We start from the raw sequence: 14,112 nt of genomic DNA, 5'->3' as shown, positions 1-14,112 counted from the left end.
GCATCTTTGCGATTTGAAAAGACTAAAGTTGCTGCATACTTGCCGCGTTATTGCAGAGCCATTTTCTTGTGAGTACTTGGAAACATGAGCTTTTATCGATTTAGCTTGCGAAGGCTTGGGTATATTTGTTGATAATCTGCTCTACTTTTCCATTGGCTTTTAGCTGCGCTATTGCGTGATTGAGCGCAGGTAGTAGAGCAGCATGCTCTTTCCGTAGCCTTAGCACCAGTACGCCATCAGAATGCACCGCGGCTAATCCAACGGGGATCTTAAGCTTGTTTGACCAATATAAGGCGGGATAGTTACCCGAGATAATGGCCGTGATGCGGTGTTTATCTAATGCCTTAATCAACTCTTGTTCAGAGGTAAAATCGACACGGATAAACTCCTTGTCGTCATGGTACAAATATCCCCTGACGGTACCGATTTGCTTGCCTTTAATTCCAGTGATTTCTTTAAAGGATTCAACATTTTCGGGTCTGGTCACTACGTACTCAGTGATAGGCATGATGGGATCGGATTTCACGAATAAGGGACCAAAATCTTGGTTTTCAAACCAACTGGGGCTAACCACATCAAAATCTAATTGACCCGTTTCAAGGGCGTTGTTCGTCCGTTTGGGCGGCAAGGACAGATTTTCTCCCTCAATATTCGCTAAGGATAAAATCTGCGGAATTAATTCAGAAATTATTCCCGGAGCATCGGGTTGATTGGCAATAAAATACGGATACCAAGAATATGAGCCAGTAATGTTGTACTTGAGTTGTTCTGCATAGGACTGAGGGGCAAACAAAATCAGTAATAAAACGCCTTTAACGAGGCAACGATAGAGAATACTTCCTTTACCCATCGAGTCCTTCACTCCTTGGTTGATCGAGCTTAGTGGTTACTACGCTACATTGTATTCTTTCGTTGTGAAAAAATGGTTATCTGTGGCGCAGTTTACCTATTCAAGCAGTTTTCAGCCGTTAAGCCAACAGTTGGCACAATGCAGGTTGCTGATTGTGAGGATAAATTCGATAGGTCTTATGGTGTTTGATAAGACTCGTTTTCTTATTGCCCTGGCTTATCAACAAACCATGGGAGAGGGCGATTTGAGTCAACTGTTGCTCATCGGCACGGACATATAAGTTGATGGGTTTGATGAGCTGATTATCTTGAATATGCTGGGTAAATTCTTTTACATCAATGACTAAGCTCGATTGGCCATCGCCGTCTAGCTTCAGTTTCGTATTAATTTCTGTATCGGTAAACACTAACCACTCGCGCTCAGTCAACTCGGCAATCATAGCGTTTAACGCCGTACCTAACTCCACGTGCGAGTTTTCAACGCTCTGATATTGATGAACAATTCTTTCCAATAACCGCTTAAGTTCGGCGCCAGCACCTTGGCTGCGAGCCATACGGATCCACGTGGTCAGATCCTCGGCAACCAATTTTGAAAAGCGTTTTTCCTTCAGGGCCTCAACCATCCAGTTGCATAAAAAATGGCTTTCCTGTGCGGGTGTGCGTTGGGCTTTTTTGGCTTGAGCTGAAGTGGTTAAATCGGTAAGCCCCGCCAGTGCGAGTTCGAGTATGGCTTGATTATAGGTTTGAGAATTCATTGTGGCTCCGCCGCGGGCTAAAGGGATTGATCTGATTAAATTGGGGCGATATTTATTGCGGCGGAGCTAGTTTAGCAAAGCAGTCGCTAAATCGATAACGATTCTTAGCGGCTGCTTGGGTGGGATATGGATTATTATGGCGCACCGACGAGGCTAGCCGCCGTCAGAATCAACTTAGGCGCAGGTCTCACCTTGTAGTTGGGATTCACATATTGGAAATGGATTAATCCTTGAGTATCAGCAATATAAATTGCCGGTACTGGCAGGACTAATCTTTTATCGCCTTCGGGCGTTGTCCAAAGTGGATTATCCAGTTTTAAGCGGCTCAGGTAAGTCTCAGTAACTTGCTTGCTGGTATAAAAGGCAAGCCCAAAGGCTTGCGATGCAAGCATTTTTTCATCTGAAAGTAATAAGTATTTCAGCTCATTTTTCGCCGCAGAGGCTTTTAACAGTGCTGGCGTATCGGGTGATATACCCACTAATTGAAAACCCATTTCAATGAGTTTTGGCTCGATCGCTTTTAATTGTCCCATTTGGTTGTTGCAAAACGGGCACCAGCCGCCACGGTAAAAGAAGAAAATCGTTGGTTTTTGTGCCGTTAATTTGGCTAAATCAACATTTTGGCCATTCATGTCTTGCAAAGTGATTGCGGGGATTTGCTCGCCATTGAGTAGTGGGCTAACCGAATATTCATCTTTGGCGATAGGTTGAGCGAGCGTGCTAAAACTGCCGAGCAGTAGGCTGATGGTCAGTAAAAAGCGCTGTAGTGTGGACTGCATTAGAGCATATCTCCTTGTCATTAGTTTTTGTTTCAATTAAATATTCTGCTGTTAACGGTAAACCGTTATTAGCCTGTGTGCTTGGGTGGACTGAGCATGGGTAGTAAACGTAGAAATAAGAACGGCGAGATGCGAAATTTATTGCAGTATTTGTCGTTATTTATTGGGTTTGTTAATCAGTGCTATCACTCGGATATTGCAATAAGAACACGATGCCCGAAAATCACTCTGAGTCAGATAGGTTTTAAATGGTAATAAAAAAGCGTCCGTTTAAGGACGCTTTGACATTATTATTAGTGTATTAAATTAGCGCGTTAAGATAGTTATCAACACAACATTATTTGAGTTTTTTGCCTTTGCTTGGGGCTTGACCAACTTTCATTTTCACGCGGCGGCCCTGCATGCTTTTTTCGGCGATGATCTGCTCGCTGACGTTGTCGAGTCGCTGTTGTTTTTTGGCAAAACTGCGACGGGTTTGCAGCTGTTTTAACAACAACTCACGGCTACCGACCTCATATCCTGGCACGGTAATGCGGCGAATTTTTTGGCCGATTAGCTTTTCAATATCCGCTAGGGTGCGCTCTTCTTCACGGCTCACAAATGAAATAGCAACCCCAGATTTACCTGCACGGCCAGTACGGCCGATACGGTGAACATAGTCTTCGGCAAGGAAAGGTAAGTCGAAGTTGACCACATACTCAAGGCTGGGAATATCTAAACCGCGGGCGGCCACTTCGGTCGCCACTAGCACACGTACTTTACCGGATACAAATTCGCGCAGCGCACGGCGACGGCTACCTTGGGCTTTTTCACCGTGGACAACTTCAGAGGGAATACCATCTAAATTTAATTCTTTAACCAGAGTATCCGCTGCATCGCGGGTCGCGGTAAACACTAACACTTGTTGCCAGTTTTTCTTACCAATCAACTCCGATAATAGCTCGCGTTTACGACGCTGCTCTACCGGATACACCACTTGGCTAACGGTATCGGCGGTGGTGTTTTGTTTATCGGCGCTGATCACTTGGGGTTTGACCATCATCTCGTTAGCCAGTTTTTTCACTGCGCTGGAGAAGGTGGCTGAAAACAGTAGGTTTTGACGCTTCTTGTTGACCGCTTGAAGGATTTTTTGAATGTCGGCACTAAAGCCCATATCCAGCATGCGATCGGCTTCATCGAGCACTAAAAAGTCAACGCTGGACAGACTTAAGTTACAGGCGGTAAGGTGCTCAAGTAAACGGCCAGGGGTCGCGACAATAATATCGGCACCGCGTTTTAACTTTTGGGCTTGAGTCTCAACTTTTACGCCACCGTAGATCGTTAATACGCTGAAATTTAAATACTTGCTGTAGGCTTCAACGTTTTCTGCTACTTGGGCGGCAAGTTCGCGAGTCGGAGTGAGGATTAATACCCGCGTGTTAGATTTTAAGGTTTCACTTGGGTTTTCAACCATTTTTTGTAGGATCGGCAGTGCGAAGGCGGCGGTTTTACCTGTGCCGGTTTGCGCGCTGGCGAGCACATCTTGGCCGCGGCGGATGGCTGGGATCGCTTGCTGCTGAATCGGTGTCATTTTTTGATAACCGCAATCTGAGATAGCGCGTAAAATCTCGGGGCAAAAACTAAAAGATTCAAATCTCATTTTGGATTCCTGTCATTCACTCATTCAATCATTCAAGCGCCTCACCCTATTACAGACACTTTTACAGCAAAGTATTCTGCCATGGGCGAACGTTAACGCACTTGTTTGTGCCTTTCTAACGCTTAGCGGTTAGAAAAATGGCGGGCGCGGAGTATAGCAAAATTTTCGGTTAAAACCTGTACTTTTTAACCCTTTGGCCGTTTATAACGATATTGCTGCTGTTTTGCTGATAATCAGAGGATTAACTTAATGCGTGGATTGGCTTGGATAAAGGATGCCGCGCTATTGTGTGTCGACAATCGCGCGGCATTACAGCTAGCCAAAGGCGCGGCGTAGGCCAAGTGCTTTTTCAGCGCTGTGTTTTAAATGATTGGCGGCATCACCAATCTGATGCGTTGCCGCGAGGTTTTCACTGCTGCTTTGGGTGATGAAATGAATATTGTTGGTGATTTCATGCACCACTTGGCGCTGCTGATCGGCGGCCACCGCATTTTGCTGTGCAAAGGTGTGGATCTCGCTGACTTCTTGGTAAATGGTGTTGACGTTTTCGGCGGAGATTTGAATGTCGTTAGCGCATTGCTCTGCATGTTGGCGGCTTTGCTCCATTTCTTTTGCCCACGCATTTAACATGCTGAACATCTTATCGACACTCTGCGAAATACTGTTGGTCGATAACTGAGTGCGGCTCGATAGGGCGCGCACTTCATCGGCCACCACCGCAAAGCCGCGCCCTTGTTCACCCGCTCTCGCGGCTTCAATGGCGGCATTGAGGGCGAGCAGGTTAGTTTGCTCAGCAATAGAATCAATCTCACCCATGGCACTGGCAACTCGTTCAGCTTCTTGATTAAGCAGATTGGCATTATTAGCGGCATCGGCGACGGATTTAGCCAGCTGTTCGACCTTTTGGGTATTAGCCTTCATATTCGCGCTGCTTTTTAGGCAGAGATCATAGGCGGTATTAATGCTGGTTGAGGTTCGTTGAGTGTTTTGAGCAACTTCGGTAATCGTCGAACTCATTTCTTCCATTGCACTTGCTAGTTGCTCGAGCTGATTTTTCTCTTGATCTAGGCTGGCATAGGTTTGTTCAGTGGTAACCACAAGTTGATCGGCTATCGCATGCAATTGATTGGCTTGATCTTGAGTGCGGCCGAGTACGCCATTCATCTTGGCTTGTGATAAAATCAATTGAAAATCGAGAATCGATGAGGTGTCAGCTCCCGAGTAGATGTAGCGACTTATAGAATCGTATTTTGTTTGCATATCAATCAACTTGGCCGGAATACGAAAGGCTTCATCGTAGAAGATAGCTAAGTTAAGGCCCATTAAAATCGCGCCAGCGATAATCACTCCCCAACCCCAAAGGTAACCCGCAATTAATAATCCTGTCGATGCAACTACAGCAGAGACAACACGTTTTTGCATTAAACTAAGTGGCTTAGTAATGGATTTATTGTCCAATAACCTGCGGTAAATAGCTGTTGCTCTAGTGACATAGGCTGCCTGCGGTTGCAGACGAACCGACTGATAACCAACAATTGTGCCATTCTCAAACACGGGAGAAACAAAGGCATCAACCCAATAAAAATCGCCATTTTTACAGCGATTTTTAACTATGCCACGCCAAGATTGGCCGGATTTTAGTTTTTGCCACATCTCTTTAAAAGCGGCACTAGGCATATCGGGATGACGTACTTTGTTATGCTGATGCCCAATTAATTCTTCGGCACTGTATCCTGATACTTCGGCAAATCGTTGATTAACATAAGTAATAATCCCGCGGGTATCTGTGGTGGATATCAATTCGTCTTGAGGAGTGAGGCGGATCTCTTGTGCGTGATGATGGTTGTTACTGATTTTATTGTGACTAGGGTTACTCTGGCTCATTTCGTGTGTCCATTCTGGGCCGATATTATGATTAGGGTAAATGTAATGCTAAAGCTTGTGCCGACTCTCATGGGAGCTGGCTAATTATGTGATAATGGTATCATTTTTGTGTGGATATTGGAGAGTGGTTTTTAGCATTATCCATAAGAAAAGTAATGCATTTTTATTTTTCTAACTTTTTAAAAATATTAGTTTTTTATTGCTATTTAAACGAGTGTTTATCCTGTTCATCGGCATATTTAGTGTGATATCTACTTTAGTATTAGCGGTTTTTGTCAGGTTAATAAGGTTGTTTTGAAGCAATAGGGAGAGGGTTTATACAAGCCAACGTCAGTGCATAAAGCGCTTTATATAGTGAATATTCGTCGTCCTTTGTGAGCCTCACAGGCATTGTGCCCACATGGTGCATTGACTTAAAAGGAAGTCGCGTCAATGCACCTTGGATTGAAATACCAGTGATAGTCCGAATTGATGAGATATCTAATGTTGTTGGTATTACATGATGATCTGCGGTTTACTGACGCACAAACCTAAAATGGTGTAGCTTCAATACTCTAAAACAATAAACCCAAGACAGTGTGTCTTGGGTTTATCTAGTTACGAGGGGTTTTAACGATGAGTCATTAAATAGCTTTTGTCGCCTGTGTGAGCCACTCTAGTTCAGTGCCAGACATCAAAGGCGACAGGGTATTAAACACTTTCTGATGGTAAGCATTAAACCAGTCGATTTCGCCTTGGGTTAACAGGCTCTTATCGATAAGGCGAGCATCAATTGGGATCAGCGTTAGGGCATCGAATTCATACATTTCACGCTCGGCGCCCTTTAAGGCTTCGCAATGCTGCACTACCACTAGATTTTCGAGGCGAATACCAAAACTGTCGGCGCGGTAATAACCTGGCTCATTTGATAACACCATGCCAGGCATTAAGGCGATAGCATTAAGATTTTTACCGATGCGCTGTGGGCCTTCATGCACACTCAGGAAATGGCCGACGCCATGGCCTGTGCCGTGGTCGTAATCAAACCCATGTTGCCACAGATGTTGGCGGGCAAAAGCATCGAGTTGTTGGCCTGTCGTGCCTTTAGGGTAGCGGGCTTGATCTAAGGCGATATGGCCTTTAAGTACCAGTGTCACCATCTTTTTCTGTTCATCACTTACTTCGCCAATGGCGATGGTGCGGGTGACATCCGTGGTGCCGTCCAGATATTGAGCGCCAGAATCCACTAAGTAGATGCTGTTCATCGTCATCATCGCAGGCGTGCCATTGTTATGGTTATAGTGACACATGGCCGCATTGGCGCCAGCGGCGGAGATAGTGTCGAAGCTTGGCTCGCGATACTTGGGATCTTCGAGACGGAAACTCTCTAACTTGTCGGCAAGAGTGGCTTCATCGTGCAGACGATTAGCCACGACTTCGGCATCGAGCCATGCAAGAAAACGACTTACGGCTACACCATCACGGATATGGCTGGCGCGCATACCTGCTAATTCGGCGGCATTTTTTTGGGCTTTAGGCAGAGAGACTGGGTCGATACCGGCAATCAATTTGGCGCCAGCATCGCGGGCGAGATTTTGCGCCCAAGCGTTAGCAGAGTTGGGATCGGCCAGCAGTTTCACGCCCTGCAAACTTGCCAAGGTATCGGCAAGGGCGGCTTCACTGTTAAAGCTCACACCCGCTCCAACGTGTTCCTCAATGCCTTCAGGGAGTTTGCTCAAATCGGTAAACAGCTGCATATCACCATTGGCGTGAAGTAGCGCGCAGCCGAGCACTACAGGCAGACGCGGCACGTCGTTGCCACGGATATTGAGCAGCCAGCAGAAAGAATCCAAAGCAGCGATCAGCGCGACATCGGCGCCGGCTTTTTTGACTAGTGCGCCAATCTCGGTCCGTTTTTGCAGGCTGGTCTTACCCGCACTTTCATTACTAAATAAGGTGATAGCTGCGCTCGACGGTGCAGGTCGATTTTGCCAGTGCTTATCAATCGGATTCTGTTCGACGGCAACCAGTTCGATTTGGGCTTTCGCTAACGTCGCTTTGGCGTTTTCAAACCAGGCTAAGGTGTGTAAACGGGCATCAAATCCGACACGTGAACCTGCGGGTAACGTGTCGCATAACCATTCGATTTGCGGAGTGTCTGTCAGGCTTTCATAGCTAAAGAGGTTTGCATCGACCTGTAAACGCACTTGTACCGTATAACGACCATCGGTAAAAATGGCGGCTTTGTCTTTTAGGACAATGGCCATGCCGGCTGAACCGGTAAAATCCGTCGCCCAATAAAGACGCTCGTTGTGCTCTGGCACATATTCGCCTAAATACTCATCGGCGCGCGGAATAATAAAGGCGTCTAAGTTGGCGTTTGCTAGCTCGCTACGAATGGCGGCAAGACGGTTGGCAATCTTATTTGATTGCAATGGTTGTGACGACGAAGGTAACGACATAGGGGCTCCAAATTGATGGCATGGGCTACAAAGGTAGGCTGCCAAATTATCATGGGTAATGCTGGCGAAAAGGATGCAAATTGACTGCGATTATCGCAAGCTCAGCAACGAAGTTGCAAGGTATGGAATAAAGGATTTTGTATACAATTTTGTTTTTTAGGCAACATTTTGTGATGAAAATGGCTGTGATCTCTCGCTAATAATCAAATTGAATTGTTATCTGAATCACTCTGGAATCATGACTAATTCTTACAAATTAGCTACTTAAGTTTTATTCAATCGCTAATATTGACCCATTATGCTAACATTCGCCATCTCCGCTCGGGGTCAGAGGGGAGCACATGTATCAGTGGAGTTGGCGATGCAAACATTAACAATAGACGTGGGCGGTAGCAAAGCCCTGTTCGAACTTCAACTCAAGGGGCATACAGAACAATATAAAATCCCCACGGGTGAAGGCTTTAAAATTGAAGACTTAAATAATCAAATCGCGGCGTTGGAACGGGATTATGATTTACAGCATTACCATTTAGCGATCGCTGTACCAGGGCTTGTACAACAGAATCGTTTGGTATCTTGTAAATCCTTGCCCGGTTTAAATGGGTTGAGTTTTGATACCTTGAAAACCCAAGGTCAGCTTAAGTTTATCTGTAATGATATCGATGCGGGCATGCAGGCAACCTGTGACGAAAAATATGCCTGTGAGTTGTTAGTCATGTGTGGCACCGGTATCGGTATGTCGATTGCCTTTAACGGCAAAGCGTACACCGGTGCAACTGGCGTCGCTGGTGAGTTAGGGCATTGCCGAGTGATGACAGAATCGGGGGAGTTCACTTTAGAGCAGCTTGCCAGTGGTGATTCTATCCGTAGTCGGAAGATTTCTACTGCCGATGATGTATACCGTGCAGGTACTTATCTTGGTATGGGACTCGCATGGGCGGTAAATCTCTTTAATCCTAATCGGATCTGGTTAGCGGGCGGCATGATGAACAGTGCGCCTTACTATAAAGGATGTCTGGACAGTTTAAGACGCATGGCCTTGAGTGCGCCATTAGCCGAAATGAAGATTAATCGCGTCGATGATATGGAAACCTTGGTTTGCCGTGGTTTATCAGTGATCTTGGCAAGGGATTTTTCGGATAAAGCTGATTCGTAAACAGCGGATATAGCAATAAACAAAGCCCTGCAATGCAGGGCTTTGTTTTTAATGCAGAAATTAATTTATCTTCAACAGTTCAACATCAAAAATCAGTACCGAACCACCGCCAATTTTGCCTGTGCTACGATTGCCGTAGGCAAGCTCACTTGGAATAAAGAAGCGATATTTATCGCCTTCGACCATCAGTTGCACGCCTTCGGTCCAACCTTTAATCACCCGATCCAACGGGAAGGCAATGGGCTCACCGCGCTCGACCGAGCTATCAAATACGGTACCGTCGATCAAAGTGCCATGGTAATGCACGGTCACTGTATCGCTCGCCTTGGGATGAACAGTGCCTGAGCCTTGATTTAACACCTGATATTGCAAACCTGAGGCTGTGCTGAGTACACCTTCTTTGGTCTTATTTTGTGCTAAAAATTCATTACCTAAACGGATATTTTCTTGGGCCGCTTTTTGGTTATTCATCGAGGTAAAGAAGTAAAAAATCACCCCAGCAATCACAACAACGGCAAGTAACATTTTCATTTTAAGGAACACCTTAGTCAATTTTGGCTATGTTATCAGTTTTTTAGCGTGAGAGGCTAGCGATGTTCGTGCGCGTAGCCGTGGATGATTCGCGTTACATTTTCTCACGCTTTAAAAGCATCCGAAGGCTTTATCCAGCTTTAGATATCGCTTAACCTGTGGCATTAGACTCTATAAAAACTCAATAAAAACAGATAAGAAGAATAAACAAGGATAGTCCTATGTTAACCAAAGCCGCAAAACCGTTGGTCAAGCTTGTCGACCGTTATTTACCCGATCCCTATATTTTTGTCTTACTTCTCACGTTAGTCGTGATGATTTCGGCCGTGGTCGCCGAGCAAAAAACACCCATGGACGTTATCAGTTACTGGGGCGATGGCTTTTGGGCACTGCTGAGTTTTTCGATGCAGATGCTGTTAGTGCTGGTGGCGGGATTTATGCTCGCCAGCTCACCACCGATAAAAAAATTGCTCGATGCCATCGCCGGACTCGCTAAGTCTGCGCCGCAGGCGATTATCTTAGTGACGCTGGTTTCTCTGGCTGCCAGTTGGATTAACTGGGGCTTTGGTTTGGTAGTCGGCGCGTTATTTGCCAAGGCGTTGGCCCGTAAGGTACGAGTGGATTACCGTTTATTGGTTGCCAGTGCGTACTCGGGTTTTGTGGTTTGGCACGGCGGCTTGGCGGGGTCTATTCCGTTAACCATTGCCACTGCGGGGCATTTCTCAGAATCACAAATTGGCATTATCCCTACCAGTGAGACCATTTTTGCCAGTTTTAACTTGCTGTTAGTGTTGGTTTTATTTGTGGTGATGCCACTGGTAAACCGTTTTATGTTGCCAGAAGAAAAAGACAGCATTTATATCGACCCTAAGGCGCTTGAAGATGTGAGTAGTGAAGAGAGCAACACAGGACATGCGCCAAACGCTATTACTCGTCCCGCAGATACATTAGAAAACAGCCGTTTACTGGGCTGGAGTGTGGGTGGGGCAGGGCTGGTATATTTAGGCTATTACTTTGCTGTGCAGGGCGGCAGCTTAAACCTAAACCTAGTCAACTTTTTATTTTTATTCCTCGCCATAGTGCTGCATCAAACGCCACGCAGTTTATTGCTGAGTCTTAACGAAGCGATTAAAGGCGGCGCGGGCATTGTGATTCAGTTCCCCTTCTACGCAGGCATTATGGCGGTGATGATGCAATCGGGTTTAGCCCAAAGTATCTCCGAAGGATTTGTAGCCATCGCCAGCGCAGAAAGCCTGCCATTTTGGAGCTTTATCAGCGCAGGCATTGTGAACATTTTTGTGCCTTCGGGCGGCGGACAATGGGCGGTGCAGGCGCCGATTATGTTGCCAGCTGCCGAAGCTTTGGGCGCCGATGTGGCACGTGTTGCTATGGCGGTGGCTTGGGGTGATGCATGGACCAATCTTATTCAGCCTTTCTGGGCTCTACCTGTGCTGGCCATCGCCGGATTAAAGGCGCGGGATATCATGGGATTCTGTTTAATGCAGTTGATTATCACAGGGGTCATTATCAGTATTGCCCTAAGCTGGTTTTAAGTACTGATATAGCTCAAAATTTCCCCGTTAAAAGTAGTAACAGTTAACGGGGCTAATTTTTTCATTGCGACTTCGGTATTGTGTCAATTCCAAATTTGGCCGACATTTTGTTATGTATGAGCCTTGAATTGGCGTCCCTAAGGGCTCTACAACTTGTAGGCACTCTGACATTCGTATCTTCAGGTTGATTGGGGATTTCAGGTTGATTGGATATGCGCGCTTTAAATCAATCTATCCATCACTCCGGTTTGGAGCCCATAACCCAGCAAGGCCAAGTTGGTTACTACCGTTAGCCAAAACAGTTTACGAAAGGCCGTTTTTACTGATTTATGGCGTAGAAGGTGCTGGGCAAAAAGTGCACCGGGCCAGCCGCCCATCAGCGACATCAGGTGCAAAGTACTTTCTTTGGTGCGCCATTTACCTCTTTTAGCGGCTGATTTATCAACGGCGTAGGTGAAAAAAGTGCATACACTCAGCGCCAAATATAAACCAGCAATCGCGACTGGCAGCATATGCCACCAAGCCGCGCCAATTAACATGGCGAGAAAGACCAGCGCTAATAACAATGGCATCGAACTCGCCTTGCTGTGAATCACTCTCGGCTTTGAGGCGCGGGGCGAGCGGGTGTGAGTCGTTTTTTTGTTGTTCATTTGTTCTGGTGCTAGGGACGAATGGATTTAAAGGCAAGGTGGCGCCAGAGTTTTTCGAGCGGCCCTTGCTTAAAGTAGCGTAAATATACACTCGCAAGCAGCAATTGCAGTAGCGAATAACCCAAGGCTATTGCCATATAACCGCCTCTATTGAGGGTTAACAGTAACTCAGGGGCAAAGTGGCGAAAGATAAATACGCCAACGATAGATTGCAGAATATAAAGGCTAAAGGCGAGTTTGCCGACATTTTGCAGTGGCTTTAGCACGGTCGAGCGGTTTTGGCAGATATAAACCACTATATGGATATAAATCAGCGCCATCGGGATAGCACTCAGCATGACTAGAATGTCTGAAAACATCACCAGTATGGGGTTTTCGGTTAAGCCTAATAGGGTATCCATGGAGGATAACACTAAGGTGGCTAAAGCGAGTTTGAGTAAGGTGTTACGGTCAAAACCCTGTTCAAAGATGCCTTGTTGATAGAGTGCCATCCCCAGCAACATTAAGCCTGCCGTAAACCACATTAAGGTAAAAGGGATCACGAGCGCCATATAGCCAACTTGAATTAAATGCAGCAGCAGTTGGTTAGGGTAACTTGCTGTCCAAGCGTTATATTGCTCGGCAAAAAGTGCTGATTCGCGGGTAAACAGTTCGTCACTGCCGCTAAGCGCTATTAAGCTGATCATCACTAAGGCAATGAAAATAAAAATATTGGCCTTACGTTTTAACTCGTCGATGCTGGCATCACGGTAACAAAGTGCTAAAAATCCACTGACCCCATAGGTCAGTAAAATATCACCGGGCCAGATAATGATGCCGTGGAGCAGGCCAAAGACAATCAACCATTTCAAGCGTGAGCTTAGCAGCGAATAAGCGGCCAAGCCCTTGTTGCTAAATCGCTGAAATTGAATATAAAGCCCAACACCAAAAAGGATAGAAAATAGGCTGATAAAGCGCCCTTCAATAAAGAAATTGCTAATGCTTTGGAGGATTTGGTCTGAAAGTAAGGGGATTTGATGGGGCGCATAGCCATAAAAACTTATCCCCATAAAATAGATATTCATAAAAAATATCCCCAAGACGGCTAAGCCCCGAATCGCATCGAGGTTGGCATTGCGAGTACTTGGGATCGAGTGATCGTGAGTGTGATTCGCCTTTGAGGGATTTGCCCAAGGATCTTTAGCAGCTTGAGTGATAGGTTTGATAGTAGGCATCCTTTCTCTACACGAAATGGGGTAAACCGAGTCGGAGCTCAGCTCCGTTCAATTTTATGGTACGAGGCCTTCGCCGAACTGGTGCTTAAGGTATATCACTGCTGAGCCATTCGATAAGAGCTACAAACAGCGTTGCTATTCACCAATATCTTCGTTCCATAGCTGTGGCTTGGCGGCGATAAAATCGCGCATTAACTGCTTGCACTCGTGATTATCTACCACAGTTACGTCGACTCCGCGGGACTGTACATAGGCTTCCGGCCCTTGAAAAGTGACATTTTCACCGACCACTACCTTAGGGATGCCGTAGAGTAAAATTGCGCCACTGCACATATCGCAGGGGGAGAGGGTTGAATAGAGCGTGGCCTTTTGATAATCGGCGGCGGTCAATCTGCCAGCGTTTTCGAGGCAATCCATCTCAGCGTGTAACACGGCGCTGCCTTGCTGCACGCGTTTATTATGCCCGCGGGCGACAATTTTACCGTCAATCACTAATACTGAGCCAATGGGGATACCGCCTTCGGCTAATCCTTGTTTGGCTTCATCAATGGCGGCCTGTAAAAATTCATCCATGTTGTCCCCCTGTTAGATTGTTTTGCTTAGCATAGCAGTCCGTAAGGTTTGGGCAAGACAACTTAACTTGTTATCTTGCTTGACGATT

General features: G+C 46.1%; 12 protein-coding genes. 2 read left to right on the top strand and 10 right to left on the bottom strand.

The annotated features are described in order from the left end of the window. Positions 1–100: 100 nt before the first annotated feature. From JM642_RS14405 to JM642_RS14380, 6 genes are all read right to left on the bottom strand, one after another. The gene (locus tag JM642_RS14405) at positions 101–850 is read right to left on the bottom strand and encodes a transporter substrate-binding domain-containing protein (protein ID WP_037415702.1); all 750 of its coding nucleotides are present in this window, start codon (positions 848–850) and stop codon (positions 101–103) included. Between the two features lie 118 nt (positions 851–968). Next, positions 969–1,604 carry a DUF2913 family protein gene (locus JM642_RS14400; protein WP_037425436.1) on the bottom strand — a complete coding sequence of 212 codons (636 nt, stop codon included), beginning with the start codon at positions 1,602–1,604 and terminating at the stop codon, positions 969–971. A gap of 134 nt (positions 1,605–1,738) precedes the next feature. After that, the gene (locus JM642_RS14395; protein WP_037415710.1) at positions 1,739–2,383 is read right to left on the bottom strand and encodes a peroxiredoxin-like family protein; all 645 of its coding nucleotides are present in this window, start codon (positions 2,381–2,383) and stop codon (positions 1,739–1,741) included. A 337-nt stretch (positions 2,384–2,720) separates the two neighbouring features. Continuing rightward, positions 2,721–4,022, bottom strand: a complete 1,302-nt coding sequence (locus JM642_RS14390) for a DEAD/DEAH box helicase (RefSeq protein WP_037415712.1) — start codon at positions 4,020–4,022, stop codon at positions 2,721–2,723. Between the two features lie 315 nt (positions 4,023–4,337). Beyond that, positions 4,338–5,906: a PAS domain-containing methyl-accepting chemotaxis protein gene (locus JM642_RS14385; RefSeq protein ID WP_203432053.1), complete on the bottom strand. Its 1,569-nt coding sequence runs from the start codon at positions 5,904–5,906 to the stop codon at positions 4,338–4,340. A gap of 623 nt (positions 5,907–6,529) precedes the next feature. Next, positions 6,530–8,347 (bottom strand): aminopeptidase P family protein, encoded by a 1,818-nt coding sequence (locus JM642_RS14380; protein WP_203432052.1) that lies wholly within the window; start codon positions 8,345–8,347, stop codon positions 6,530–6,532. Between the two features lie 361 nt (positions 8,348–8,708). Here JM642_RS14380 and JM642_RS14375 point away from each other — a divergent pair, with 361 nt between their 5' ends. Further along, positions 8,709–9,503, top strand: coding sequence for an ROK family protein (locus tag JM642_RS14375; RefSeq protein WP_037415724.1), 795 nt, complete (start codon positions 8,709–8,711; stop codon positions 9,501–9,503). Between the two features lie 60 nt (positions 9,504–9,563). Here JM642_RS14375 and JM642_RS14370 read toward each other — a convergent pair whose 3' ends face one another. Continuing rightward, on the bottom strand, positions 9,564–10,034 hold the full coding sequence (locus JM642_RS14370) for an FKBP-type peptidyl-prolyl cis-trans isomerase (protein ID WP_037415735.1): 471 nt from the start codon (positions 10,032–10,034) through the stop codon (positions 9,564–9,566). A gap of 221 nt (positions 10,035–10,255) precedes the next feature. Between JM642_RS14370 and JM642_RS14365 the strand changes: the two genes are divergently transcribed. Continuing rightward, positions 10,256–11,587 carry a short-chain fatty acid transporter gene (locus tag JM642_RS14365; protein ID WP_203432051.1) on the top strand — a complete coding sequence of 444 codons (1,332 nt, stop codon included), beginning with the start codon at positions 10,256–10,258 and terminating at the stop codon, positions 11,585–11,587. A 221-nt stretch (positions 11,588–11,808) separates the two neighbouring features. On the opposite strand, the gene JM642_RS14360 is transcribed toward JM642_RS14365, so the two are convergent. From JM642_RS14360 to JM642_RS14350, 3 genes are all read right to left on the bottom strand, one after another. Then, positions 11,809–12,159, bottom strand: coding sequence for a DUF1294 domain-containing protein (locus JM642_RS14360; RefSeq protein WP_047534924.1), 351 nt, complete (start codon positions 12,157–12,159; stop codon positions 11,809–11,811). Between the two features lie 89 nt (positions 12,160–12,248). After that, positions 12,249–13,451 (bottom strand): DUF418 domain-containing protein, encoded by a 1,203-nt coding sequence (locus JM642_RS14355; protein ID WP_203432050.1) that lies wholly within the window; start codon positions 13,449–13,451, stop codon positions 12,249–12,251. A gap of 135 nt (positions 13,452–13,586) precedes the next feature. Further along, positions 13,587–14,024: a nucleoside deaminase gene (locus tag JM642_RS14350; protein ID WP_088585881.1), complete on the bottom strand. Its 438-nt coding sequence runs from the start codon at positions 14,022–14,024 to the stop codon at positions 13,587–13,589. Between the last annotated feature and the right edge of the window lie 88 nt (positions 14,025–14,112).

Origin of the sequence: Shewanella sp. LZH-2, from assembly GCF_016859145.1 — a bacterium.
Taxonomy (GTDB): Bacteria; Pseudomonadota; Gammaproteobacteria; order Enterobacterales; family Shewanellaceae; genus Shewanella; species Shewanella xiamenensis.
Note: the sequence above shows the minus strand (reverse complement) of the source record. Positions and strands in the feature narration are given on the sequence as shown.

What these genes read in the sequence shown, in the direction of transcription:
- JM642_RS14385 (WP_203432053.1), bottom strand. Translation starts at nt 5,906, where the DNA reads ATGAGCCAGAGTAACCCTAGTCACAATAAAATCAGTAACAACCATCAT.
- JM642_RS14390 (WP_037415712.1), bottom strand. Translation starts at nt 4,022, where the DNA reads ATGAGATTTGAATCTTTTAGTTTTTGCCCCGAGATTTTACGCGCTATC.
- JM642_RS14405 (WP_037415702.1), bottom strand. Translation starts at nt 850, where the DNA reads ATGGGTAAAGGAAGTATTCTCTATCGTTGCCTCGTTAAAGGCGTTTTA.
- JM642_RS14370 (WP_037415735.1), bottom strand. Translation starts at nt 10,034, where the DNA reads ATGAAAATGTTACTTGCCGTTGTTGTGATTGCTGGGGTGATTTTTTAC.
- JM642_RS14355 (WP_203432050.1), bottom strand. Translation starts at nt 13,451, where the DNA reads ATGCCTACTATCAAACCTATCACTCAAGCTGCTAAAGATCCTTGGGCA.
- JM642_RS14375 (WP_037415724.1), top strand. Translation starts at nt 8,709, where the DNA reads ATGCAAACATTAACAATAGACGTGGGCGGTAGCAAAGCCCTGTTCGAA.
- JM642_RS14380 (WP_203432052.1), bottom strand. Translation starts at nt 8,347, where the DNA reads ATGTCGTTACCTTCGTCGTCACAACCATTGCAATCAAATAAGATTGCC.
- JM642_RS14400 (WP_037425436.1), bottom strand. Translation starts at nt 1,604, where the DNA reads ATGAATTCTCAAACCTATAATCAAGCCATACTCGAACTCGCACTGGCG.
- JM642_RS14360 (WP_047534924.1), bottom strand. Translation starts at nt 12,159, where the DNA reads ATGCCATTGTTATTAGCGCTGGTCTTTCTCGCCATGTTAATTGGCGCG.
- JM642_RS14395 (WP_037415710.1), bottom strand. Translation starts at nt 2,383, where the DNA reads ATGCAGTCCACACTACAGCGCTTTTTACTGACCATCAGCCTACTGCTC.
- JM642_RS14350 (WP_088585881.1), bottom strand. Translation starts at nt 14,024, where the DNA reads ATGGATGAATTTTTACAGGCCGCCATTGATGAAGCCAAACAAGGATTA.
- JM642_RS14365 (WP_203432051.1), top strand. Translation starts at nt 10,256, where the DNA reads ATGTTAACCAAAGCCGCAAAACCGTTGGTCAAGCTTGTCGACCGTTAT.